Below are 23,372 nucleotides of genomic sequence, written 5' to 3'. Positions count from 1 at the left end.
ATGCTCGTAGACAACGACATCGATCGCCCGTCGACCGCGCAACTGGCCGACACCGCGTTCCGGCTGAGGTCGGCGATGATGCGAATGGCAGCGGACAAAGGCGAGGGATACATCGCTCAGGGGCTCGGGATCGCCGACCTGCTCGCGGTCATCTACTTCCGGCAGTTGCGTTTCGACGCCACTGATCCGGACTCGCCCTCCCGGGACCGGTTCCTGATGTCCACCGGGCACTACTCGATCGCGCTCTATGCGGTGCTCGCCGAACTGGGCATCCTGACCGAGGAGCAGATCGCGGACTACGGACTCAACGGCAGCGAACTGCCGATGAGTACTTTCGACGAGACGCCCGGAGTCGAGATCGCCGGTGGCTCACTGGGACACGGTCTCGGGCAGGGTGTCGGGATGGCGCTCGGGCTCCGCCTCGACGGTGGGGATCAGAAGATCATCGTGGAACTCTCCGATGGTGAGCTGCAGGAGGGGTCGACCTGGGAGTCGGCGATGTCGGCCGCCAGTTTCGGTCTCGGCTCCCTCACCGCCGTGGTGGACTGCAACGGAATCCAGGCCGACGGTCCGATCGTGCTCGACATGGAACCGATCGCGGCCAAATGGGCCGCCTTCGGGTGGGCGGTCGAGGAGGTCGACGGCAACGACATCGAGGCTCTCGTCCGGGCGTTCGATGCGCTGGCAGCCGCGCCGGCAGACGTCCCGCGCGTGCTGATCGCCCGGACGACTCCCGGGACCGGCGTGCCCACGCTGGTCGCCCGGGAACGGGCACATTTCGTCCGCGTCCACGACACCGAGTGGACCGGACTCATCGCCGAACTGGAGGAGAATCGTGGCTGAGCTCAAAAACCGTGCCGGCGGCATGGGCGAGATCGCCGACGTCGAGGGACCCTACGAGCGGGCGCCTTTCGGTACCGAACTCGCCGAACTCGGTGCCCGCGACGAGCGGATCGTCGGACTGAGTGCCGACATGTCGAAGTATTCCGACATCATCCCGTTCCGGGATCGCTTCCCGGAGCGCTACTTCAACGCCGGCATGGCCGAGCAGAACGCGGTGATGATGGCCGCGGGATTGGCGAAGGTCGGCAAGATCGCTTTCTGCGCGACCTACGCAGCATTCCTCACCCGCCGGGCCCTCGACTTCATCGCCGTGTCATGCGCACACAGCAAGGCCGACGTGAAGATCGTCGCCGGTTCGCCGGGGCTCGTAAATCCCTATGGCGCAACACACCAGTCCCTCGAGGACCTGGTCGTGATGCGGTCCATCCCTGATCTGACGGTCATCGATCCGTGCGATGCGGTGGAACTCCGTCACGTCATCCGCGCTGCCGCGGCCACGCCGGGTACCTTCTACATCCGCAACCTGCGCGGCAAGGTGCCCGTCGTGTTCGACGAGGACGACTTCGAGTTCGAGATCGGCCGCGCACGGATGCTGCGTCCGGGTCGAGACGTCGCCGTCATCGGGACGGGGTTCATGACGGCTCGCGCGCTGAGAGCGGCCGAGTCCGCGGAGGCGGCCGGGGTATCGGCGGCAGTGCTGCACGTTCCGACGATCAAGCCACTGGACACCGAGGCCATCGCCGCAGTCGCCGCAGACGTCGGTCGGGTGATCGTGGTCGAGAACGGCTTGCGCTCGGGCGGTCTGGGCAGCGCGGTCGTCGAGACACTGGCCGACCGGGGGATCTCGGTGCCGGTGACCAGGATCGGGCTGGGAGATCGCTTCCACCCCTGCGGTTCCCAGGGTTACAACGAGGCCCTGTTCGGTCTCGACGAGACGGCGATCACGCACGCGGTGATCACCGGGAACTGGCCGCACGCATGAGCGCTCTGCTGGACGGGATCGGTGTCGCCCGCACCGCCCGTCGGTTCGCGGCACCGCAACAGTATCTGCAGGGCCCAGGGGTTCTCGACGACGTCGGTGGGGTGGTGGCCGAGATCGGGGGAGCGCCGATCGTCGTCATCGACGCCGACATCTCGGGACTGTTCGGTGCGCGTATCGAGGCGTCGCTCGCCGCTGCCGAACTACGGGCCCAGGTGATCCCGGTGGCCGGACCGGTGACGCGCGGCGTCATCGCCGACACCCTGACGCGTGTGTCAGCCGGGCAGGGCGACGTGGTGGTCGGCATCGGGGGAGGCAAGGCGCTCGACATCGCCAAGGGCGTGGCCGAGACCGTCGGACGGCCGATGGTCTCGGTCCCCACGGTCGCGTCGAATGACGGCCCCACCGCCAGTGTGTTCGCGCTCTACGACGAGTTCGGACGGCTGTCGGAACTCGGTCGTCTGCCCGCGAATCCGGCTGCGGTCGTCGTTGACACCGAGGTGATCGCGAAGGCACCGATCCGATTTCTGGTATCGGGCATCGGGGACGCGCTCGCGAAGAAGTACGAGGCCCGCTCGTGTGCGCGAGGGCGCGGTGTCACCACGCAGGGCACCCGTCCGCTGATCATCGGCGAGGTGGTCGCCGATGGATGTTCTCAAATCCTGTTGCGCGACGGGGAGGCTGCAGTGCGCGATGCGCTCGCGCACCAGGTCACCCCCGAGCTCGAGGCGGTCGTCGAGGCGGTGATCCTGTTGTCGGGCATCGGTTACGAGAACGGCGGCCTGTCGATCGCGCACTGTATGACGCGAGGATTGCAGGTCGGTCGTGGGTCGTCGGCGCACCTGCACGGCTACCACGTCGCCTACGGGTTGCTCGTCCATCTGGCGCTCGAGGACGATCCCGAGGTCGACCACGACGAGATCCGCAGCTTCCTCCGTGCCCTCGGTCTCCCGACCTCGCTGGCCGATCTGGACATGGGCGAACCGTCGAACGCCGAGATCGAGGCTCTGGCTGTCGCCGCGGCGTCGGCGCCGCACGTCGCGAACACCTGGGTCGACGCATCGGTCCCCAGTATCATCGCGGCCATCGAACAGGTGGAGAAAGAGGCGGCGATCGATGGTGACTGACCACGGCCCGGACCCGGACATCGACAGCGCCCGGAGTCCGGTGCCGCCCGCGGCCGAGTTCGCCTTCTCCGCACTCAGTCCGGCCACGTTCCTGGATCGAGCCGCTGCGGCATTCGCCGGACGAATCGCGGTGATCGACGGGTCACGTTCCTTCACCTACACCGAGTTCCACGATCGGGTGCAGCGGTTGACCGCGGTGATCGAACAGCTCGGTGTCGGTCCCGGTGACCGTGTTGCCGCGTTGTGTGCGAACTCGCACGTGATGCTCGAACTGCACAGTGCTGCGCCCGCTCACGGATCCGTACTGGTGCCGTTGAACGTCCGGCTCTCCGAACCGGAGCTGATCTACATCCTGGAACACAGTGGCGCGTCGGTTCTCGTCTCGACGGTCGAGTTCGCTGATCGCGCACGAGCGGTCGGCGAAGCAGTCGGAATTCGGGTGGTGATCGGTGGTTCGGCCGACGGCTCGGACGAGTACGAGCGTCTGCTCGCAGACGCGGGCGCCCCGATTCGTCGGGACACCGACGAACGGGGTCTGCTCGCGATCAACTACACCTCCGGGACGACGGGACGCCCGAAAGGCGTGATGTACCACCATCGGGGGGCGTATCTGCAGTCGGTGGCGATGGCCTACCACTCCGGGCTAGGTCCGGGGTCGAAGTATCTCTGGACACTCCCCATGTTCCACTGCGACGGTTGGTGTTTCACGTGGGCGGTCATCGCCGCGGGCGGCACGAGCGTCTGCCTGCGCAGCATCGACACCGGACTCATCTGGCGTCACCTCGTCGACGACGACGTGACTCATTTCAGCGCGGCACCCACGGTCCTCACCATGATCGCCGAAGACCCGTCGGCGGCTCGGCTCGATCGAGTCGTCCAGGCCGCGACGGGAGGTGCACCACCATCGCCTGCTCTCCTCGCCCGGATGGCCGGGTTGGGCATCGAGATCACCCACCTCTACGGGATGACCGAGACGTTCGGCCCGATCGTCGTGAACCAGTGGCAGCCGGAGTGGGATGACGCCACGGACGAGGTGCGCGCCGTACGCAAGGCGCGACAGGGAATCGGAAACATCGTGGCAGGGCGTGTCCGAGTCGTGTCCGACGAAGGAGGCGATGTCGCGGCCGATGGCGAGACCATCGGCGAGTTGGTGGTGCGCGGCAACAACGTCATGCTCGGCTACTACCGCGATCCCGAGGCCACTGCCGCGGCAACCCTGGACGGTTGGCTGCGGACCGGTGATCTCGCGGTGATGCATCCGGACGGGTACGTCGAGATCCGGGACCGCAGCAAGGACGTCATCATCTCCGGTGGCGAGAACATCGCGTCAGTCGAGGTGGAGCGGGTGCTCGACAGCCATCCCGACGTCGTCGAATCGGCGGTCGTCGGCCGTCCGGATGAACGATGGGGCGAGGTGCCGATCGCCTATGTCAGCGTGCGCGCCGGAGCGAGCCTGACCGCTGAGGGTCTCGTCGAGTTCGCGCGCAAGACGCTCGCCCGGTTCAAGGTGCCGAAAGAAATCGTGTTCGCGGAACTGCCGAAGACGTCGACGGGCAAGATCCAGAAGAACGTGCTCCGCGGTGGTGGGGCGTCCAGCTGACACAAAGCGTTCCGGTCATCCCAACGTAACGTTGCCAACAAGCACTGTTACGCTCGCCATTGATACTGTCAATCGTGGATAGGTACTCGCACCATGGCCGAACGGTCCTCTTGGGAAAACGACGATCTCAGCGCCCTGCGCGATCTGGCTCGCAGCTTCTGCGAGAAGGAGATCAAGCCGAACGCCGATAAGTTCATCGAGCAGCACCACGTCGACCGCGACCTGTGGAACAAGGCCGGCGAGCTGGGTCTTCTCTGCATGTCGATCCCGGAGGAGTACGGGGGCGGGGGCGGCAACTTTGCGCACGAGGCCGTCTTGATCGAGGAGCAGGCGCGCATCGCCGACAGCTCGTGGGGCGTCAGCCTGCACAACGGCATCGTTGCGCATTACATCCTGGAGTACGGCTCCGAGGAGCAGAAGACCACGTGGCTGCCCAAGATGGCCAGCGGCGAGGCCGTCGGCGCCATCGCGATGACCGAGCCCGGTACGGGATCGGACCTGCAGAGCGTCAAGACCAAGGCGATCAAGCAGGGTGACGAGTACGTCATCGACGGCTCGAAGACGTTCATCACCAACGGAAGTCAGGCCGACATCATCATCGTCGTCGCCAAGACCGACGTGTCCGAGGGCGCCAAGGGCATCTCGCTCATCCTCGTCGAGGCGGACCGCGAGGGCTTCCGTCGTGGCCGGGTGCTCGACAAGGTCGGCCAGCGCGGGCAGGACACCTCGGAGCTGTCCTTCGACGGTGTGCGCGTTCCCACCTCGAATCTGCTCGGCACCGAGGAGGGGCAGGGCTTCATCCAGCTGATGCAGCAGCTCCCGCAGGAACGTCTGATCATCGCCGTGGCGTCGGTGGCGGGAATGGAGAAGGCAGTTTCGGAGACCATCGCCTACACCAAGGACCGCACGGCCTTCGGCCGGCCGATCTTCAGCTTCCAGAACACCAAGTTCAAACTCGCGGAGGCGGCCACCGAGACCCGGATCGGCCGGGTCTTCATCGACGACTGCATCACCAAGCACATCAAGGGCGAACTCGACATCCCCACCGTGGCGATGGCCAAGTGGTGGACCAGCGACCGCGCCATGGTGGTCGCCGACGAATGCCTCCAGCTGTTCGGCGGCTACGGCTACATGAACGAATACCCGATCGCTCGCCTGTGGGCCGACAATCGTGTGCAGAAGATCTACGCCGGCACCAACGAGATCATGAAGGAGATCATCGCGCGGACACTGTGACGATGTGACGACTCCCGTCTGGGCGACGGCCCCGGTGACCCGCTCACCGGGGCCGTCGCCGTCCCGGTGGTCCCCGGAGTGATCAAGTCGATGATTCATTAGCGGGCTGAACGGCTATACGGGGAGCCGGGGGTACGGCCGAAGCGTTTCCAGAGGGGAGCCAGAACTGACGATGTCACAGCGACCATCGCGTCTCTCGACCACTTCAGAGCAACCGTGACTCCGCATGACGACGTGCCGGTCGACGGTCGAACCAGGCACTACGGCGACTTCTACGGCGTCACCGAACCCCCGCTGGCCGACGACAGGCAGCTACTGCTGGTCTGGGGAAACTGCCAGGCCGAAGCGTTGCGGATCGTGCTGGCGAGTTCCCCGGGCCTTCGGTTTCGTACCGTCCGCGTCCCACCGGTCCACGAACTCGAGTCCTCCGACGTCGACCACGTCGAACGCCTCGTCCGTCGAGCCGCGGTGATCGTCTCCCAGCCGGTGCGCGCCGGTTACCGGGGACTCCCGATCGGTGGACCGGACCTGGTCGACCTGGCACCGTCCGCGAGGTTCATCGTGTGGCCGGTCATCCGATATGGCGGGTTGTATCCGTTCCAGGTCATCGCGCGACATCCCGCGCAGCCGTCCGCGGTACCCGCTGCTGTGCCGTATCACGATCTGCGAACGGTCCTGGCCGTGCGGGACGGACATAGATCTTTCGACGAATGGGATGTCCACGTCACGGGCGAACACCTCCGAGAAGCGGAGCGCTGGAGTGTGGAACAGCTCGCGATGCGCGAACGCCGCCAGTGCGACATCGCGATCTCCGACATCCTGCTCGACGCCGGGGCGGACGCCGCCCACACGATCAACCATCCCGGCAACCGGGTGCTGCTGACGCTCGGTCGTCGAATCCTCGATGCACTCGGGGCGTCGGCGCCGATCCCACCGACGCGGGAGTTGCTCGGCAACATTCGCGCGCCCCTGGAACAACGCGTGATCGATGCGCTCGGTATCGACGCATCCGCGCGGATCGCCTGGGACGTCGACGGTGCGGTGATGACCGAGGAGGTCGTCCACCGCAGTCAGATGCAGTGGTACGCAGACCATCCCGAGTTCATCGATGCCGTGCTGGACCGCTACGTCGAGCTCATCGACATCCTGGGGTTGGCATGACGAGGCCCCTGGGACACCTCCTCGTCGGGCCCCGGTCGCACGGTGTGGTGCGGTATGCGCAGTCGGTGTACGACGCGGTGACCGCCGAGGGCGGCCATCATCGGTTGGCGCACATGCGCACACCCTGCGCCGGCCTGCCGGCGGGACTGGCCGACTGCGCGCTCGTGCACCTGCATGTGACAGATCGTCTGTTCGGGCGCACGCCCCTGCAGGCGCGCGACAATCTGCTCGCGATGATCGCGGGTCTGCGCCGACCGGTCTCGGTGACGCTGCACGACCTGCCCCAGCCATCGGACGGGCGGTCGATGCAGGCACGCATCGAGTTCTTCCGGTCGGTAGCCCGATCGGCGACCGGCGTGATCGTGTCGAGCCGTCACGAGGCGTCGTTGTTCTCCGAATTCGTCGACCCGACGATCGATGTCGAGGTCGTTCCGCTGATGATCGACTCCCGACGGGTCGACAAGCCCTTGGCGACAGCGGAATCGACGGTCGGCGTGCTCGGCTACCTGTATCCCGGGAAGGGACATCTCGAGACCCTCCGGGCGATGTCCGGTCTCGATCCGTCAATCGGCTTCGTCGCACTCGGCACCCCGTCTCCCGGACACGAGGATCTGGCCGACGACCTGGCCAAGCTGGCGGCGGACATGGGTAGGCGGTGTGAGATCACCGGCTACCTGACCGACGACGAACTCCGGCGGGCGTCGGCCGAGGTCACGGTCCCCGTCGCCTATCACCGGCACATGTCGGCATCCGGCTCGATCAACTCCTGGATCTCCGCCGGGCGCAGGCCACTGGTCCCGCGCACCACCTACACCGAGGAACTCGCCGCGCGGTCCCCGGGCGTGCTGACGATGCACGCGAACGATGACGATGCGCTGCAGGCCGCCATCGAGCATGCGTTCGCGCATCCTGCGGGCACCTGGATCGATCCGTCCGTGGTTCCGTCGCCCACGGCCGTCGATGTCGGGCTGGAGCACGAGCGGCTGCTGCGGCGGTGGAGTGCGTGACGGTCGTCGGGCTCGGTGATGGTCGGACCGTCGTGCCCGACAACCGGTGGGACCTGATCGGCGATGCCGCGCCGACGCCGCTGGTGAGTGTCGTCATCCCGTACTACAACCAACCTCGTCAACTGGCGCTGGTCCTGGAGGCGTTGACGGCCCAGACCTACCCGGCTGATCGCCTGGAGGTGGTCGTGGCCGACGACGGTTCGTCCTGTTCGCCGGACGTCACCGCGTGGACGTCCCGGTTGACGATCACGGTGGTGTCGCAGGAGGACAAGGGCTTTCGGGCGGCGGCCGCCCGCAACCTGGGGGTCGCCGCATCCAACGGCGCGATCCTGTGTTTCCTCGACGCGGACACGATTCCGACAGCCGGGTACATCCGCCACGCGGTCCGGTTGCCGGCCGCGGCACCCGACGCGCTCGTCGTCGGTCGGCGCAAACATGCTGATCTCGGCGAGGTCAGCCCGGATGGGATGCACGAATGGTTGTGCGCACAGGGGCATCTCGAACGTTCGCATGAGTGCGAACCCGGGTGGCTGGTCGACGCGTACGATCGCACGGCCGATCTCCTGGCCCCTGGCTGGGATGGTTACAAGTACATGATCAGCGCGGTGATGACCTGCAGCCGTGAGCTGTTCGACGACATCGGTGGGTTCGATCCGTCGTTCGTCCGGTACGGGGGAGAGGACTGGGAGTTCGCGAACCGGGCGTTCATGATGGGAGCGGTGTTCGCGCATCAACCCGAAGCGGTCGCGTGGCACGACGGTCCCGACTGGGCCGAGCGTCCGGTTTCAGAACGAATCTCGGAGAAGAACGCCGAAGCCCTGGCGCTCGCGCCGCTCGTCACCGATCCGGCGGCCCGGACAGTCGGACTCCTGTATTCGATCCCCGACGTCGTCGTGGTGATGTCGGCCGAGGGACACACCGCGGCGTCGCTGATGCGAACGGTCGGCAGCGTACTGCGTGGGGCGGACGGTCGCAGCGTGGATGCGGCCATCTGGCTCGTCGGCGCACGTGCCGACACTCTGCTCGCCGAGCTGGGCGTGCATGATTCGCGAATCCGGACCGGTAGCCCGGACGCGTCGACGCTGTCGCGGTGCAGATTCGTCCTCGAGATCACCGGGTCCGTGGTCTTCTCGGGCGACTCGCTCGCACGGCTCACCGTCGAGGTCGCGCCGGGGGAGTGTGGCCAGGTGACGGTGGATTTCGGCGGAACGCCGTCGGCGTCGGTGACGATCGCGTCGTCGCGCGCACGCCACCGCGTCCGGCGCTGGGAGGCGCACACCGACCTGGCGGCCGACGAGCTTCTCGACCGGCTGTTCGGGGTTCGGACGGTGGACCACGGCGATGTCGGGATCGTCGTCGGCGACACTGAACCAGTGTTGTCCTGGTGAGTGGCGAGTAGGACCTGGTCCGTGAGCGCGACATGCTCTGGTGTGACTGGGGCCCCGGTCAGACTCGAACTGACACTGGACGGGTTGTGAACCCGTTCCGCTGGTTTCGCCACCGCGTGGATTCTGCGCTGGCCACAATGCCGACTTCCACTGGTAAGGGCGTGAGGACACGTAGGTCTCGCGGGCACGGGCGGAGACGGCTGAGCCGCTTCCGGTCACGCCTGGTCGGTCAGGCACGTCTGTAGTGTGCGCAATCCGTCCGGGAGCAAAGCAAGACACGCTTCTCGTACTTCGTTGTAGTCGGCTTTGCGCGTTCTGCGCGGAGCCCAACCGTGAATAGGGGTCCAGCGTCAGCCCATTGGTGACTTTCGCCTCCGGAAAACGCTCCGGAAGCGGGCCACCATGAGAAGTGCCCGACGGGTATCACCTGTGCCGCTCGTGGATTCTGTCGAGCTCACCAATGCTCGACACGTGATGTTGAGCATCGACGGACGGAGATACGGATGGCTGAACTGGTGGACCCCCCGACCGCGCCGATTGTTGTCGGCGTCGATGGTTCGGACTGCGCGCTAATGGCGGTGCGCTGGGCAGTGGGTGCTGCCGCTCGCGAGAATTGTTCGGTGCGCGTGTTATCCGCAGTTGGAATCGTGCCCGGCGCGTACGCACCCACGGCCATGATGACGTCACCGGCCGTCGTCGAGGCCATGCATGCCGATGCGTCGCGCGCGGTGGATGCGGCGACGACGCTCGCGAAGAGTGTGAACCCCGATGTGCCGGTCGACGGAAAGATCGTCGACGGGTCGGCGATACTCGCACTCCGGCAGGCTTCCACCGACGCACACACGGTGGTTATTGGTAGACGAGGACTCGGTGGGGTCCGTGGATTGCTACTGGGCTCGGTAAGCGCCGATGCCGCAACGCATGCGCACTGCCCAGTAGTGATCGTGGGTGGGACTCCGCCTTCGAGTGGACCCGTCGTCGTCGGAGTTGATGCGTCACCGACGTCGAGAGCCGCGATCGCCGAGGCTTTTCGCCAAGCAGACCTGTTGAGAGTCCCCTTGGTGGCAGTCCACGCGTTCGGGGAGTTCTCGCCGGCCGCGTTCTACGGTGACGCGCGACTGGCCGAGCGCAACATGCGAGACGAGGCAGAGGAAGTGCTGGGCGAGCAACTCGCGGGCTATGTGGAGGACTTTCCGGATGTCACGATCCACAAGCATGTCGGAATCGCCTCTCCCGCAGAGGAGGTTGTTCAGGCAGCGCAGTCGGCGCAACTGATCGTGGTGGGTACGCGTGGTCGGGGCGGGTTCCGGGGACTTCTTCTGGGTTCGACCAGTCGCGCTGTGGTGCAGGTTGCCCCGTGCCCGGTGATGGTGACGCACAACGAATCGTGACGGCTGTCGGCGACTCAGTTCGCGCTCCGTTCGGGACGTAGAACGGCGGCGCCGGCGAAGCGGCCTGCCTTGAGATCGCGGAGAGCGATGAGTGCGTCGTCGAGCGGGTATGAGGTTGTCGTCACCTGCAGTCGATGCTCTCCGGCGAATCGGAGGAACTCCGTCGCGTCTTCTCGTGTGTTCGCTTCGACGCTGCGGATTTCGCGTTCGTGGAAGAGGTGTTGCTGGTAGTTCAGCGGTGGGGTGTCGCTCATGTGGATCCCGGCGAGTGTGACGACACCGCCCCGATCAAGGGCTGACAGGGCCACCGGCACAAGCTCACCGACGGGGGCGAAAATGATTGCGGCGTCCAGGAGTTCGGACGGATGGGAATGGACTTCGCCCACCGATGTCGCTCCGAGTTCACGTGCCAGGCGGCGAGCGTGGGGTTCGCGGGTCATGACGTGTACGGAGGCGCCGCGCTGGAGGGCCACCTGGGCGACCAGGTGGGCGCTGCCTCCGAAGCCGTACAAGCCCAGACGTCCCCCTTCGGGCAGGCTGGTCCGCCGCAGGGCGCGGTAGCCGATGATTCCCGCGCACAACAGCGGCGCGAGCTCGTCGACGGTGTAGCCCTCGGGAAGGGCCAGGGCGTAGTCCGCGGGGGCGAGGACGTACTCTGCGTATCCGCCGTCCGCATCCCATCCGGTGTACGTCGATGACATGCAGAGGTTTTCGGCCCCGCGCCGGCAGTAGGCACACATCCCGCAGGTGCTGCGCAGCCATGGCACCCCGACCCGGTGGCCGATCTGGAACGCGGTGTCGGTGTCGATGCCGATCTCGACGACTGTGCCGACCACCTCGTGCCCAGGGGTGACATGCGGGCGATGTTCGGGTAGGTCACCCTCGCAGACGTGGAGATCGGTTCGGCACACTCCGCATGCCTCGACCGCGATCAGTAGTTCGCCTGTCGACGGAATCGGGCGGGGGACCTCCTCCAATCGCAGAGGGTTCCGAGACACCGGACCGGGTGCCCTGACGGACCATGCCCGCATCGTCGGAACCGCCACCGCCGACGATCCCGATTCCGATGTCTGCGCGTCCGTCGGCAACCCCCAGTCCATTATCTGCACCTCTCCCGCGTTTGCCTCCCAGTGGCTTAAGCATGCGCGCAGACAATGGGATGCAACAGAGTCGATCGACCCCACGATGTGGGGCATCGGCCAGCTCGTCCGAAGGTCGCCCCCGTCCGCGCGTTATGTATTGCCTTGGTCCCTGGTCGGAATTCGTCGGCGCCGCCGATACTGGTTGCATGGCTCGTGAGTCGCATCCGGACCGCGCTTCTTCTGACCGCATCGCCGACGACCTGCCGGTGGTGGTGGGGGTGAAGGATGCGTCGGGGCCGTCCCTGGGGGCGCTCCTGTGGGCGGTGGACGATGCGGTCCTCAGAGGTGTGTCGCTGACGATCGTCACCGTCCAACACGAGCATCGTCCGACGTTTGCCGATGCGGTGAACCTCCGAACGGATTGCTCCGCTCAGTGCACTCGTCGCTCGCAGCGTGTGCTGGCCGACGCCCGCTCATCGGCCCGCCGGACCGCCGCCCACAGTGCGGTACCGATCACCACGCACATATCGGAAGGGCGACCCGTCGACGCTCTCGTCGCAGCAGGGCGAGCGGCCCGTGAACTCGTCGTAGGATCGCGCGGACTCGGCGACCTCGCCGGTGGACTACTCGGCGCGATCAGCACCACGGTCGCGATGCGTTCGTCGTGCCCGGTCGTCGTTGTCCGCGACCGTTCTGACGAGGCATCGGACGGTCCGGTGATTGCCGGACTGGACGGCGGGACAGGCGACACCGCCGTCCTGATGCATGCGGCGGAGGAAGCAGCGCTCCGGCACACTGAAGTTGTTGCCGTCCACGCAATGTCGGGCGCCGATCGCGCCGGCCTCGACCACGGCATCGAGCACGCCCGTATTGCCTCGTCGCGGGGCAGCAGGACGTCTGTCCGCTGGGAGTTCGTGCACGATCGTCCAGTGGACGCGATAGCCGAACATGCTTCGGGAGCGTCCATGGTGGTGGTGGGCAGTCGAGGCTTGACCGGACCTTCGGCCCACGTGATCGGGTCCACCAGTCGCGCGGTCCTGCATTCGATCGAGGTACCGATCATGGTTGTCCCGACGCATTGGTGACGACCCCATTCGAGTCCTCAGCGACAGGATCACGGAAGGGCCGTTCCTGTACCAGGAGTAGCTACCAGAGTGAAATAGTTCTGCTCCTCTTCGGAGAAGTGAAGTCGCAGGAGAGCATGGAGCCCGTAGAGGGTCGCCATCACGTCGAGTCTTTGATCGGCGGTGATCTGCCCGTTTCGATCCGCGTGCATACGATGGGCATGCACCCTCCTCGCCAGCCTGTCGATCTCGGCGTGCATCCGACTCATGGTCACGGTGGCCTCGGTGGTGCCCAGGGGTTTGGCAAGTGCAGGATAGAGCAAGGATTCTTCAGCATGCTCGTGAGGCAGAACAACCGCCGCGAGTAGATCATCCGCTCGCCGTAATCCTTGCACTCCGTCGCCGCTCGATGCCTCGATGCCCTGTCCCGCCAAGTCATTCGCGACATCGACCAGTACTCGAAGTTTCGTCCGAAGCATCTCGTGCTCGGTCGAGAACCTGCGGAGCAACGCCCCGGTGGGATCATCGACGTGTACGACCGACCGCGGACCGGTCAATGCGCGTAGGGCATTCAGGATGACTGCGACGTCGATCGCTTCCTGGAGCAAAGCGCCGGCGGTCGGCGGGAGCCAGCCCAAGGCAGCAACAAGCATGGCACCGATTGAGAGCGCCATGCCGATACCCGCGCTCTGAACGGCGATCCGACGCGAACGGCGCGCGATCTCCATCGCTGAAGCGAGCGGCCCGATCCCGTCGGTGGTGAGGACAACGTCTGCTGTGGCCGTACTCGCCGTCGTGCCGTGGGCGCCCAAGGCCGCACCGACACTTGCGCTCGCCAAAGCCGGCGCGTCATTCACGCCGTCGCCCACCATCACGGTGACTGCCGAGCGGCATTCCTCCTCGACGCAGGCGACTTTGTCGGCGGGAGTCTGCCCGGCGTACACCTCGTCGACGCCGAGCACGGTACCAACCTCGCGGGCGGTTGATTCTCGGTCGCCCGTGAGGAGAACGACTTTGGTCACCCCCGCAGCACGGAGTCGACGGAGTGTGCGCGGTGCATCTGCTCGTACGGGGTCGCTCATGGTGATGGCGCCCGCATCGCGATGGTCCACCCTGATCCAGGCGATGGCGGTCCCGTCCAGCTCACTGCCGCGTACCACCGCGCGCGCCCAGACCGAAACCGGGGCGTCTGGCGCACCGACCTCGACGAAACGGTTCGCGACCACGCCGGAGACGCCCGTACCCGCGTTCTCGTGGACACCTGTCGGCACGGTCAGTGGCTGCTCACGTCGAGCGGCCTCACTCACGATGGCGGTCGCGAACACGTGCGGCGACATCTGTTCGACCGAAGCCGAGAGTCGCAGCAGATCGTCGGCATCCTCTCCGGGGGCCGCGGTGACTTCCACTTGTTCCGGGCGGCCGGTGGTCAGGGTGCCGGTCTTGTCGATCAGCAGGGTGCGGGCGCGTCCCAGAGTCTCGAGGGCACCACCGTCGCGAATGATCACTCCTGACCGAGAAGCCCGTGACAGGCCGGCGACAATGGCGATCGGCGCGGCCAAGAGCAGCGGGCACGGTGTAGCGACGACGAGAACGGCGACTGCGCGGGTCGGTGAGGCGCTGATCAACCAGCTGACCGTGGCCACAGTCAGCGTCACGGGGATGAACCAGATGGCCAGGCGGTCCGCGAGTCGGACCACAGGCGCGCGTTCGGCGGCGGCTTCTCCGGCCAGTCGAACGATGCCTGCGTAGGTGCTGTCTGCCGCGGGGGCGCGGGCGACCATGTCAAAGGTCGCGCCGGCGTTGACCGCACCGGACCGGATGGTGTCACCGCGCCGGACGTGTCGTGGCAACGGCTCACCGGTGAGTGCCGATTCGTCGAGTACAGCGTCGTCGCGCAGTCGACCGTCCGCCGGGACGATCTCCCCCTCGGCCACGGCCAGGATGTCCCCGGGTTCGACGGCGTCGACGTCGATGAGGGTGATTTCGGCACCGCGCCGTCGTCGTGCGGTCGTCGGGGACCGATTCACGAGCGCACTGAGGTCCTTGCGTGCACGTCGCGACGCCGACGCGTCCAGAAGCCGGCCGGTCGCGAGCATCAACCCGATCAACGAACCCGCTGCATACTCGCCGACCAGGAGAGTCCCGACGAGCGCCAGCGATGCGATGAGATCGACCCCGAGCTTGCGCTGACGAAGCCCCGACAGGATCCACCACAGCGACGGTGCGAGGGCGACAGCGATCCCCGCTGTCCAGCAGGCGTTGGCAAGCCGGCCCGACCCCGCGGACCACAGGAGTGCGCCCGCTGCGAAAGCGGTAGCGGTCGCCGTCAGAAGGACGGCTCCGGGGGAGGGCTTACCCAAGTGAGGGTGTGGCGGTGGTCGCGGCGTCAAGCGGTCTCGATCTGCACCTGCGTGCCGGGGCTGGTCGGCGCACTCAGCGGCACGGTGACGGTCAGGATGCCCTCGGAGTACGTCGCTTTCACGCCGTCTTCCACATATCCCTTGGGCAACGACACGGCCCGGGAGAACTCACCGTAGGCGAATTCGGAGTGACCGTTGTGGGAGGACCGCTCGGTGCGTTGCGCGGCGATCGTGAGGACCCCATCGAGGATGGTCACCGTGACGTCCTTGTCCGGATCGACTCCGGGTAGCTCAGCACGGACAACGTACTGCTCGGCGGACGATTCTTCCTCCACCCGGATCAGATGCCCGTTGGGACGGAGCATTCCGACAGCGGGGAACGTGGAGAACAGCTCTGCGATGTCCGGCAGAAACGAGTGTGACGCATGATGAGTGGTGGGTGTGGACATGGTGGCCCTCCGGTTGGCGAGACGAATCTGACACGACAATCGCACCGCCTCGCCGACGCTGTGAGGAGGGTCGAAAGCCACCCGGTTCCAAGCCGGTCGGCCCTATCGACGCCTCTCGTCATCGCTTCTACTGGTGGTCGAACCTCCGAGAGGGGAGCGGGACCATGACGACAACCTCGTGGGTCGTGATCGCCTGCGTGACAGTGGTGATCGTGATCGTCGCGATCACCGCGGTCCGGATCGTGTTGGAGTATCAACGCGGAGTCGTGCTGCGCTTCGGCAAACTGGCGGGCACCCGTGATCCGGGTCTACGTGTGATCATCCCCCTTGCCGACCGAATGATCAGGGTGTCGATGCGTGTCGTCACCATGCCGATCCAATCGCAGGGAATCATCACCCGCGACAACGTGAGTGTGGACATCTCGGCGGTGGCCTACTACCGAGTGGTCGACCCGGTGAAGGCGGTGGTGGAGGTCGAGGACGTCCATGCGGCGATCAACCAGATCGCCCAGACCACCCTGCGCAAGGTGGTCGGCCGACATTCGCTCGACGATGCACTGGCGCATACCGACACCATCAATGACGACATCCGGCGAATCCTCGAGATGACCGTGCAGGAATGGGGCGTCGAGGTCCGTCTGGTCGAGCTCAAGGACATCCAGCTACCCGGGGGGATGCAACGCGCGATGGCACGCGAGGCGGAGGCAGAGCGCGAGAAGCGCGCGAAGATCATCGCAGCGGAAGGTGAAGCCGTCGCTGCGCATCAACTCTCCACCGCAGCGAAGACCATGGCCGACCACCCGATCGCATTACAGCTTCGCAGCCTGCAGACCCTGATCGAGATCGGGGTCGAGAAGAACACGACAGTGGTGTTTCCGGCACCGTTGATGTCCTCGCTCGCCGATCTCGACGCGTTTCTATCCCGTGAGATGCGCGCGCATTCACACCCGAGCATCGGCGGAGACGGTGCGGACGTGACTGGCGCGGTTGACGGCGCGGCTGTCCCCGCGGCACGCACCCGTGGGTCGGAGTCAGCACCGTGCACACTGTGATCGCGTTCGACAGTGCCCACGGTGCCACCGAGGGTGTGGCGCAACGAATTGCCGGAGGTTTGCGCGCCGGCGGGGACTCGGTGGAGCTCTGGCCGCTTCGCGGTGACCATACGCCTGACCGGGCAGAGCGCCTGGTCGTCGGCAGCGCGATTCACAATGGCCAATGGCTGCCCGCCGCCGAGCATCTCGCCGATTCGCTGGCCGAGGCCGCGCCCGCGCCGGTGTGGGCGTTCTCGGTCTCGTCCATCGGTGCGACATCGACATTCCTGTCACCTCTGGTCGCACGGTGGTTGCGTCCTCGGACACCGGTTCCACGTGCGGTTGCGGCCATGGAGCACACGGGCGCGTTGCGTGGCCACCGCGCCTTCGCCGGCGCCATATCCCCGGGTGACTGGCCCGGTCTGGGACGAGTTGTCTTCCGCCTCATGGGTGGCCGATACGGCGATGCCCGGGACTGGGACGACATCGACCGATGGACCGAACAAATCCTCGCCGACCGAAGGTCTGCCCAGTCAGATGACGGCCACTGAGTGAGTGTGCGCTTGCGACCTCTCAGAAGACCGGACCTTGTCATACCGTCGGCCGCCACCACTCGCGCCCGCCCGCTTCGGTGTGCACACCCGACAAGAGGCTGCCTCGGGTGCTGTCGTCGATGACGTGGTAGCGGATCGAATCCCGTTCACTGACCGCCATGAGTGGCCACCACAGGACGTTGCACCTCGCACCGCGAAGGCGTTTCGTCGAGCGCAGAACAGTTCGTCCTGAGCCGCCATGCCGTCGCTGCGAATTCGATCCAAGGTCGCGGCGTACATGTCGACCAGCTGGGTGACGACCTGGCGCTCGCACGATTGGCCCGCGCCGAACGCGGCGGCGTAACCGTAGGCCTGCCCATCTGCGGCCGTGGAGTGGTCGAAACATGCGTACCGAGCCCGAGCGCGCCGTGCTGCCTCGCGATCGACAGTGTGCAGGTATGCGATCACGTCCTGCATGGAGCGGTGCAGACTGTAGAGGTCGAGCCCGTAGAAGCCGACGCGTTCGTCACCCTCGGGCCGGCCGGCGTTGTATCGGTGCAGCCAGTCGAGGAAATCTCGCACGACGGTGTTTCGCCACATCCAGGCCGGGAACCGATCAAACCCTGAAAGTGCCTCGTCGAGAGCCATCCGATCCCTCGCCGTGAAGCCATCGGTTCACCCGGTAGGCGTCCGGCCAGTCCGCCTCCGCAGCCACGGCCTTGAAGCCCTTGTTCTCGATGAGCCACTGAGTGATGCGGGCGCGGGACTCGTAGAACTCTTCGGTGCCGTGGGAGCTCTCACCTATCAGCACGAATCGGGCGTCCCCCACGAAGTCGTCGAGTACGGCATCCGGCGGGACGCCGTCGGTGCACTCGACTGCCGATCGAGTGACGACGACCGCAAGAGTCTGTTCATCCGGAAGTTGCGTCGGCGGCGAGGTGGTGGATGTGGACAGCAGAGTTCGGACCTCGTCGTCGGTGACCTGAGGGAAGGCTCGGTACGACTGGCCTACCGCCGCGAACGGGGTCGGCATGGATGCGCACACGACTTCGTCAACCGACTCGGCGAGCTCACGACAGGTCGATTCGGGGGCGACCGGAACCGCGATGACCACCGCGGAAGGCTCTCGTTCCCGGAGGGCACTGACCGCCGCCCGCATACTGGCCCCGGTCGCGAGCCCGTCGTCGACGAGGATGACCGTCGTGCCGGCGATCTCCACCGGCGCGCGAACACCCCGGTACCGGCTCTCTCGATCTTCGAGGGTGCGGGTCTCCCGTTCGATCACCCGTCGCAACTGTTCGTGAGTGACTCGACCTGCCCTCACCACGTCGTCGTTGAGGACGATGCGCCCGCCGGAAGCGATTGCGCCGAAGGCGAACTCCTCGTGGCCTGGCAGTCCGAGCTTGCGAACCACGAACACATCCAACGGTAGTCGCAGAGCCGATGCCACCTCGAACGCGACCGGAACCCCGCCACGCGCCAATCCGAGGACGACGACGTCGTCGTGATCGTGGAATCCGGACAAGAGTTCGGCGAGGACCCGTCCGGCCTCGCGACGGTCGCGAACAACTGGGGTATCGTCATCGGCGAGTTCATCGCGGGATTCCCTTCACGTACCGAACGACGTCGGTGACGGTTTGCAAAGTGGCATAGTCGTTCTCGGGCACTTCGATCTCGAGCCGCTTCTTGATGCCCGTCAAGAAGCTCAGCCAGTCGACTGAGTCCAGTTCGGCGATTTCGCGTATCGGCTCATCGACCGAGATGCTCTCCCTGGACAGTTCTGGTGCTACCGCGAGCAGAGCGTCCACGACCGCCGTGGTGATCGTCTCGTCGTCCATGAGTGCTCCTCAAAGCTCGTTTGGTTGTTGCAGCAGTTCTCGGACGGCGCAGAGAAATCGTGCGCCCTGGCGCCCGTCGCTGGCTCGATGGTCGGCCGACAGTGACGTGTTGACGAGCGGCACAGGGCGCATCTCGCCGTCGATCACCCAGGGTCGATAGGTCATCGTTCCGGTGCCGACCAGCGCGACCTGCGGCGGATAGATCGCGCCGAACACGGTCTCGACGCCGTTGTCGCCGAGATTGGTCACGGTTATCGTCGAGTCCGTGAATTCCGAGCTGCGAAGTCGGCCGCTACGGGCACGGGCCACCAGATCGATCAGGTCGGCCTGCAGGGCGTCGAGTGATTTGTCCGTCACGTCGTGAATGGCAGGGGCGATCAATCCGCCTCGCCGCAAGGCGATCGCCACACCCACGTGAACGCGTGCTTGCGGTGTGAAATCGTCGTCGCGCCAGAATCCGTTCATCTCCGGGTACCTCTGCGCGGCCAGTGCCACCGCCTTGAGGAAGAGAACCGCGGAGAGGATCCGTTCCTCCACGGGACGTCGGGCATTGCGTTCGGACAACCATCTCGTCGCCGCTTCCATCGGGATCGTCTCGGCGAGGTAGTAGTGCGGGATCTCTCGTTTGGAACGACTCATCGCGGCCGCGATCGTCCGGCGCATGTCACTCGCGCGTCTGTCGGGCTCATCTGGGCGACAATGCTCGACGTCGTCGAGAGTGATCGCGCCATCAGGTCCGGTTCCCCGGACACGACCGGGATCGACGGCGAGGTCTCGCGCGCGACGGGCGGCTGCGGGGGAGATGCGCACTCGGCTCCGCACGCCCGGGCCGGTGTAGGGGCCTACCGGCTTCGTGGACGCCGCCGGAGCCCGGGGCGCGGCCCGACCGGTCGACGGAGATGCCCGAGCCATCTCCGGGGCGGGCTCTGGCTGGGCGGGCTCTAGCTGGGCGGGCTCTGGTTGGGCATGGATGGCCGCCTCCGGCGACGTCGCTTCGCCGGGACGGGGTTGCGCCGCGTCGCATGCCGCCTCACCCGGTTCATAGAAGGTTGCCATCACCGTGCCGACCGGGATGGTCTCGCCTAGGTGGCGCTGCGCAGTACCTCTCCGGTCGCTTCGCCTTCGGCGTCCCTGACCCGGGCGAGGAATCGCATGAGCGTGCCGCCCATCGGCATCGAGAGGGTCACCGCCAGACTGGCCGGGGCCGAGGCGCCACCGGCGTCCTCGATGTCGATCGACGCCGTCTCGCGATGCGGATCGTCTGCTCGTTGACTCGCGTCATCATTCGGTGCCGCCAAGACGCGTCCTCAACAACGGGACGCGACCCGCATCGGCATACTGCCCGCAAGGACGTCGGTGACGACGGGTCCTGGAACCGGGAGGTAATGCAGGATCGTCAACGACGTACCGAAGGCAGTACCGACAGTGTCCTTCATCGAATCGTCCCTCCTAGTTGCGAGATCACGGTCGTGGGCGGGTGCGGGAGCCGAGCTCGTGACGCACGGACATGCCGAGTCCGATCAGGACGGCTCCAACGCCGACGCAGGCGGCCTGCAACGGATTGAGCGTACGGATCACGGCGAGTTGCACGGCGATCCATCCGATCAACCATCCTCCGGCAAAGATCGAGATCATCGCCGTGTCGGAGCGTTGATTGTTAGGTAAAAGCCAGGCTGCGACCGTCATCGGGAGTCCGACCAGTAGCGCCAACCCGATCCCGGCCAGCACCGGACTGTGCCAGGGAAGGCGCGCATTGACCGTCGGCCCGAAGTCGGTGCCACCCCCGGCCAGTCCCACCGCCCCCGCGTAGGCCAGCAGCGCGGTGAGTGCGGTGAAAAAGACAGCGAGCGATCGTTTCCAGCCGATGCGACGATCCATCGAAGAGGTCGTGGCCATCGGCATGTCCGTTCGTGGTGCGTGGTCTGCTCCAATGTCCATCATCGATGTCGACAGACACGGCGAGGAGGGGCGAAGGTCACCCTTGTCTGAAGTCGTGACCGTGCCGCCGTCCGGGGCACACGGTGCGACCCTCGAGGGTCGTAATTAGGGACTTTGGACTCGGGCGTCTCAACTGCGCATGGGTTCAACTGGACTTGGTGACGTGGGCGCGCCAATCCTCGTCGCACTCTGTCACGGTTCCGGACCGAGTCACACCGGCTCTTCGCCGACGACAAGCAGGCTCGACGTCATCTCCGTGCGACGCTCCAGCACAGAAGGAGACCCACATGGCTCTCAGTTCGACAGTCTCACCGGCATCCGGCCGCCGCCGGTTCGGCTATCTGGCCACTCTGGTCGTCGACGGCGCCCTCCTCGGGTTGCTGGTGCGATGGCCGGGCTGGGATACGGTCCCGTTCCTCACCGAGGAAACAGGCGATGTGCTCGGCTGGCTTATTGCGGCACTGGTAGCGGGAATCGTCGTCAACGCGGTGTACCTCATCGCCGACCCGCCGCCGCTGAAAGCCATCGGCGAAGTGGTCTCCGATGCGATCACCCTCGTGGCCCTGATCCGTCTCTGGCAGGTCTTCCCGTTCGACTTCGCCGATGAGTCCACCGTGCCGTGGACGACGCTCACGCGCACGGTGCTCATCGTGGCCATCGCGGGCACCGTGCTCGCCCTGGTGGTGACAGTCGTCCGCTTCGTTCGTCACGCACTCGTCGATCGCTCGACAACAGAACCTACGAGTGCGTCCGATCGGTGAGTGTGCGGCGTGGCTGACAGTGTCTCGGCGGAGCAGGTGATCGCGTATCGGTTGTCCGCGCACGGGTTGGCAAATCGTCTGGGAGACAACGGTATTGTCGCGGGCAGTGCACGATGCGGCATCCAGAACAGCCCACCAGGATCTGCGCTTCTGTCGCTGCACGCGAGGGTGCACGGCGTGACGGCAAACATGGTCGCAGCGGCTGTGGAGGACCGAATACTGCTGCAAACCTGGGCGATGCGAGGCGCACCGTACTTCATCCCCACCCGGGACGTGACGGTGTTCACCACTGGTGTGCTACCCGCCAGCGACGACGCACTGCGCCACTTCGTCAGCGGCGCCCAACAGTTGCTCGATGAGCTCGGCATGACAATTACCGACGCCGTCGAGCTGTGTGGTGTCGAAATCTGCGACGTCCTCGGGCGGGGGTGTCAGATGGTCTGTGTAAGTCCAGTGCTCATCAGTGAGAGGACAATCTATGAGCATGGCATTAGACGACATGAATCGCCCCGGGTTTGAATCGGGAATCGGGTCCATAAGGGTGTTTTCCAGTCGGCGTTTACACCGACGGAGACGAAGCGAAACAGGGAAGGGTGATTACCTGTCGGTCGGAGAGGCAAAAGACTGAGGCGGGGAGATCGGGTGTCATGCGTCTGCCATGCGTCATCTGTGCATGGCAAGGACGAGAACCCGGAAACCACCTTTGAACATGTGAGCTTCGTGCCCCCGGTCAGACTCGAACTGACACTGGACGGGTTTTGAATCCGTTGCCTCTGCCAATTGGGCTACGGGGGCCAGTGCGCGGGTTGCCCGCGCCGGGAACCAACTCTAGATGATCGGCCGAGCGGCCTGCCAACCGGTACTCTGCGTGCACACAGACGTGGCGTCAGCGACGTGGAGGAGGGGATGGTGACGGTGACCGACAGTGCGACGACCGCAGCCGGTGAGACCACGACAACACACCGCGTGCTGGTGGCCGAGGACGATTCGCTGATCCGGATGGATCTGATCGAGATGCTGCGTGAAGAGGGCTACGACGTCGTCGGCGAGGCGCCGAACGGGCAGGTCGCCGTGGAATTGACCGAGTCGCTGGCCCCCGACCTCGTCATCATGGACATCAAGATGCCGGTGCGCGACGGTATCGATGCCGCGACCGAGATCGCCGAGAAGCGACTCGCCCCGGTCGTCATGCTGACCGCGTTCAGCCAACGCGACTTCATCGACAAGGCGCGCGACGCCGGTGCCATGGCCTATCTCGTCAAGCCGTTCACGAAGGCCGATCTGGTGCCGGCCATCGAGGTGGCGGTGAGTCGCTACCAGGAGCTCAAACAGCTCGAGCGCGAGGTCGCGACCATGAACGAGCGGCTGGAGACCCGCAAGCTCGTGGAGCGGGCCAAGGGCCTGCTGATGGAGAAGCAGGCTCTGTCCGAACCAGAGGCCTTCAAATGGATACAGCGCGCGGCCATGGACCGCCGGACCACCATGAAAGCCGTTGCGCAGGTTGTCGTCGAGACGCTCGGCAGCGACTGATTCAGAACCCCTGGACGACGCAATGCCTCTGCGCGCAAACCAGTTTCACTGTCT

At 65.8% G+C, this 23,372-nt stretch carries 23 protein-coding genes, 1 tRNA gene and 1 pseudogene; 15 read left to right on the top strand and 10 right to left on the bottom strand.

What is annotated here, in order from left to right; translation table 11 throughout:
* From B1818_RS15150 to B1818_RS15110, 9 genes are all read left to right on the top strand, one after another.
* Positions 1-843, top strand: a complete 843-nt coding sequence (locus B1818_RS15150) for a transketolase (protein WP_078113193.1) — start codon at positions 1-3, stop codon at positions 841-843.
* Positions 836-1,825, top strand: a complete 990-nt coding sequence (locus B1818_RS15145) for a transketolase family protein (protein WP_058251822.1) — start codon at positions 836-838, stop codon at positions 1,823-1,825. Before B1818_RS15150 ends, B1818_RS15145 begins: the two co-directional genes overlap by 8 nt.
* Positions 1,822-2,949: a glycerol dehydrogenase gene (locus B1818_RS15140; RefSeq protein ID WP_058251823.1), complete on the top strand. Its 1,128-nt coding sequence runs from the start codon at positions 1,822-1,824 to the stop codon at positions 2,947-2,949. The genes B1818_RS15145 and B1818_RS15140 overlap by 4 nt, the downstream gene beginning before the upstream one ends.
* Positions 2,939-4,549 carry an AMP-binding protein gene (locus B1818_RS15135; RefSeq protein WP_139363027.1) on the top strand — a complete coding sequence of 537 codons (1,611 nt, stop codon included), beginning with the start codon at positions 2,939-2,941 and terminating at the stop codon, positions 4,547-4,549. The genes B1818_RS15140 and B1818_RS15135 overlap by 11 nt, the downstream gene beginning before the upstream one ends.
* 93 nt (positions 4,550-4,642) lie before the next feature.
* Positions 4,643-5,785, top strand: a complete 1,143-nt coding sequence (locus B1818_RS15130; RefSeq protein ID WP_078113192.1) for an acyl-CoA dehydrogenase family protein — start codon at positions 4,643-4,645, stop codon at positions 5,783-5,785.
* A 216-nt stretch (positions 5,786-6,001) separates the two neighbouring features.
* Positions 6,002-6,946 carry a WcbI family polysaccharide biosynthesis putative acetyltransferase gene (locus B1818_RS15125; protein ID WP_078113191.1) on the top strand — a complete coding sequence of 315 codons (945 nt, stop codon included), beginning with the start codon at positions 6,002-6,004 and terminating at the stop codon, positions 6,944-6,946.
* Complete coding sequence (locus B1818_RS15120; RefSeq protein ID WP_078113190.1) at positions 6,943-7,953, top strand: hypothetical protein; 1,011 nt, start codon at positions 6,943-6,945, stop codon at positions 7,951-7,953. The genes B1818_RS15125 and B1818_RS15120 overlap by 4 nt, the downstream gene beginning before the upstream one ends.
* Positions 7,950-9,341 carry a glycosyltransferase family 2 protein gene (locus B1818_RS15115; protein ID WP_058251873.1) on the top strand — a complete coding sequence of 464 codons (1,392 nt, stop codon included), beginning with the start codon at positions 7,950-7,952 and terminating at the stop codon, positions 9,339-9,341. Before B1818_RS15120 ends, B1818_RS15115 begins: the two co-directional genes overlap by 4 nt.
* Before the next feature lie 503 nt (positions 9,342-9,844).
* Positions 9,845-10,732 (top strand): universal stress protein, encoded by an 888-nt coding sequence (locus B1818_RS15110; RefSeq protein WP_078113189.1) that lies wholly within the window; start codon positions 9,845-9,847, stop codon positions 10,730-10,732.
* 14 nt (positions 10,733-10,746) lie between these two features.
* Here B1818_RS15110 and B1818_RS15105 read toward each other — a convergent pair whose 3' ends face one another.
* Positions 10,747-11,763, bottom strand: coding sequence for a zinc-binding alcohol dehydrogenase family protein (locus B1818_RS15105; protein ID WP_078113222.1), 1,017 nt, complete (start codon positions 11,761-11,763; stop codon positions 10,747-10,749).
* Positions 11,764-12,020: 257 nt separating this feature from the next.
* On the opposite strand from B1818_RS15105, the gene B1818_RS15100 reads away from it, so the two are divergent.
* The gene (locus tag B1818_RS15100) at positions 12,021-12,899 is read left to right on the top strand and encodes a universal stress protein (RefSeq protein WP_176455930.1); all 879 of its coding nucleotides are present in this window, start codon (positions 12,021-12,023) and stop codon (positions 12,897-12,899) included.
* A 29-nt stretch (positions 12,900-12,928) separates the two neighbouring features.
* On the opposite strand, the gene B1818_RS15095 is transcribed toward B1818_RS15100, so the two are convergent.
* The gene (locus B1818_RS15095; RefSeq protein ID WP_254859699.1) at positions 12,929-15,238 is read right to left on the bottom strand and encodes a heavy metal translocating P-type ATPase; all 2,310 of its coding nucleotides are present in this window, start codon (positions 15,236-15,238) and stop codon (positions 12,929-12,931) included.
* Between the two features lie 26 nt (positions 15,239-15,264).
* Positions 15,265-15,687, bottom strand: a complete 423-nt coding sequence (locus B1818_RS15090) for an Hsp20/alpha crystallin family protein (RefSeq protein WP_078113221.1) — start codon at positions 15,685-15,687, stop codon at positions 15,265-15,267.
* Positions 15,688-15,851: 164 nt separating this feature from the next.
* Here B1818_RS15090 and B1818_RS15085 point away from each other — a divergent pair, with 164 nt between their 5' ends.
* Positions 15,852-16,739 carry a slipin family protein gene (locus tag B1818_RS15085; protein WP_078113186.1) on the top strand — a complete coding sequence of 296 codons (888 nt, stop codon included), beginning with the start codon at positions 15,852-15,854 and terminating at the stop codon, positions 16,737-16,739.
* Entirely contained in the window at positions 16,736-17,269 is a 534-nt protein-coding gene (locus tag B1818_RS15080) for a flavodoxin domain-containing protein (RefSeq protein ID WP_231742374.1), read from the top strand. The genes B1818_RS15085 and B1818_RS15080 overlap by 4 nt, the downstream gene beginning before the upstream one ends.
* Before the next feature lie 40 nt (positions 17,270-17,309).
* On the opposite strand, the gene B1818_RS24680 is transcribed toward B1818_RS15080, so the two are convergent.
* From B1818_RS24680 to B1818_RS15055, 6 genes and pseudogenes are all read right to left on the bottom strand, one after another.
* Positions 17,310-17,432 (bottom strand): hypothetical protein, encoded by a 123-nt coding sequence (locus B1818_RS24680; protein ID WP_265966745.1) that lies wholly within the window; start codon positions 17,430-17,432, stop codon positions 17,310-17,312.
* Between the two features lie 20 nt (positions 17,433-17,452).
* Positions 17,453-18,821 (bottom strand): annotated as a pseudogene (locus B1818_RS15075) (erythromycin esterase family protein); the annotation flags it as partial.
* Between the two features lie 22 nt (positions 18,822-18,843).
* Entirely contained in the window at positions 18,844-19,089 is a 246-nt protein-coding gene (locus tag B1818_RS15070; protein ID WP_058251833.1) for an acyl carrier protein, read from the bottom strand.
* 9 nt (positions 19,090-19,098) lie between these two features.
* A complete protein-coding gene (locus tag B1818_RS15065; protein ID WP_254859704.1) occupies positions 19,099-20,001 on the bottom strand; it encodes a dihydrolipoamide acetyltransferase family protein in 903 nt (300 codons plus the stop codon).
* A gap of 170 nt (positions 20,002-20,171) precedes the next feature.
* Positions 20,172-20,387 (bottom strand): hypothetical protein, encoded by a 216-nt coding sequence (locus B1818_RS15060; RefSeq protein ID WP_078113184.1) that lies wholly within the window; start codon positions 20,385-20,387, stop codon positions 20,172-20,174.
* Between the two features lie 163 nt (positions 20,388-20,550).
* Positions 20,551-20,985 carry a hypothetical protein gene (locus tag B1818_RS15055; RefSeq protein WP_139363026.1) on the bottom strand — a complete coding sequence of 145 codons (435 nt, stop codon included), beginning with the start codon at positions 20,983-20,985 and terminating at the stop codon, positions 20,551-20,553.
* Between the two features lie 329 nt (positions 20,986-21,314).
* Here B1818_RS15055 and B1818_RS15050 point away from each other — a divergent pair, with 329 nt between their 5' ends.
* Together B1818_RS15050 and B1818_RS15045 are read left to right on the top strand one after the other, a co-directional pair.
* Positions 21,315-21,788: a hypothetical protein gene (locus tag B1818_RS15050; protein ID WP_058251837.1), complete on the top strand. Its 474-nt coding sequence runs from the start codon at positions 21,315-21,317 to the stop codon at positions 21,786-21,788.
* A gap of 9 nt (positions 21,789-21,797) precedes the next feature.
* On the top strand, positions 21,798-22,307 hold the full coding sequence (locus B1818_RS15045) for a crosslink repair DNA glycosylase YcaQ family protein (RefSeq protein ID WP_176455929.1): 510 nt from the start codon (positions 21,798-21,800) through the stop codon (positions 22,305-22,307).
* A gap of 202 nt (positions 22,308-22,509) precedes the next feature.
* Here the strand turns inward: B1818_RS15045 and B1818_RS15040 are convergent.
* Positions 22,510-22,583: transfer RNA gene (locus B1818_RS15040), tRNA-Leu, on the bottom strand.
* Positions 22,584-22,694: 111 nt separating this feature from the next.
* On the opposite strand from B1818_RS15040, the gene B1818_RS15035 reads away from it, so the two are divergent.
* On the top strand, positions 22,695-23,318 hold the full coding sequence (locus B1818_RS15035) for an ANTAR domain-containing response regulator (protein ID WP_065632411.1): 624 nt from the start codon (positions 22,695-22,697) through the stop codon (positions 23,316-23,318).
* The last annotated feature ends 54 nt before the right edge of the window (positions 23,319-23,372 follow it).

Source organism: Gordonia sp. IITR100 (assembly GCF_002009645.1).
Classification (GTDB): Bacteria; Actinomycetota; Actinomycetes; order Mycobacteriales; family Mycobacteriaceae; genus Gordonia; species Gordonia hongkongensis.
Note: the sequence above shows the minus strand (reverse complement) of the source record. Positions and strands in the feature narration are given on the sequence as shown.

Coding starts and splice junctions, on each gene's coding strand:
- B1818_RS15055 (WP_139363026.1), bottom strand. CDS start 20,985: ATGGCCACGACCTCTTCGATGGATCGTCGCATCGGCTGGAAACGATCG.
- B1818_RS15140 (WP_058251823.1), top strand. CDS start 1,822: ATGAGCGCTCTGCTGGACGGGATCGGTGTCGCCCGCACCGCCCGTCGG.
- B1818_RS15105 (WP_078113222.1), bottom strand. CDS start 11,763: ATGCGGGCATGGTCCGTCAGGGCACCCGGTCCGGTGTCTCGGAACCCT.
- B1818_RS15035 (WP_065632411.1), top strand. CDS start 22,695: ATGGTGACGGTGACCGACAGTGCGACGACCGCAGCCGGTGAGACCACG.
- B1818_RS15050 (WP_058251837.1), top strand. CDS start 21,315: ATGGCTCTCAGTTCGACAGTCTCACCGGCATCCGGCCGCCGCCGGTTC.
- B1818_RS15085 (WP_078113186.1), top strand. CDS start 15,852: ATGACGACAACCTCGTGGGTCGTGATCGCCTGCGTGACAGTGGTGATC.
- B1818_RS15130 (WP_078113192.1), top strand. CDS start 4,643: ATGGCCGAACGGTCCTCTTGGGAAAACGACGATCTCAGCGCCCTGCGC.
- B1818_RS15120 (WP_078113190.1), top strand. CDS start 6,943: ATGACGAGGCCCCTGGGACACCTCCTCGTCGGGCCCCGGTCGCACGGT.
- B1818_RS15065 (WP_254859704.1), bottom strand. CDS start 20,001: ATGGCTCGGGCATCTCCGTCGACCGGTCGGGCCGCGCCCCGGGCTCCG.
- B1818_RS24680 (WP_265966745.1), bottom strand. CDS start 17,432: ATGGCGGTCAGTGAACGGGATTCGATCCGCTACCACGTCATCGACGAC.
- B1818_RS15110 (WP_078113189.1), top strand. CDS start 9,845: ATGGCTGAACTGGTGGACCCCCCGACCGCGCCGATTGTTGTCGGCGTC.
- B1818_RS15135 (WP_139363027.1), top strand. CDS start 2,939: ATGGTGACTGACCACGGCCCGGACCCGGACATCGACAGCGCCCGGAGT.
- B1818_RS15100 (WP_176455930.1), top strand. CDS start 12,021: ATGGCTCGTGAGTCGCATCCGGACCGCGCTTCTTCTGACCGCATCGCC.
- B1818_RS15070 (WP_058251833.1), bottom strand. CDS start 19,089: ATGGACGACGAGACGATCACCACGGCGGTCGTGGACGCTCTGCTCGCG.
- B1818_RS15150 (WP_078113193.1), top strand. CDS start 1: ATGCTCGTAGACAACGACATCGATCGCCCGTCGACCGCGCAACTGGCC.
- B1818_RS15090 (WP_078113221.1), bottom strand. CDS start 15,687: ATGTCCACACCCACCACTCATCATGCGTCACACTCGTTTCTGCCGGAC.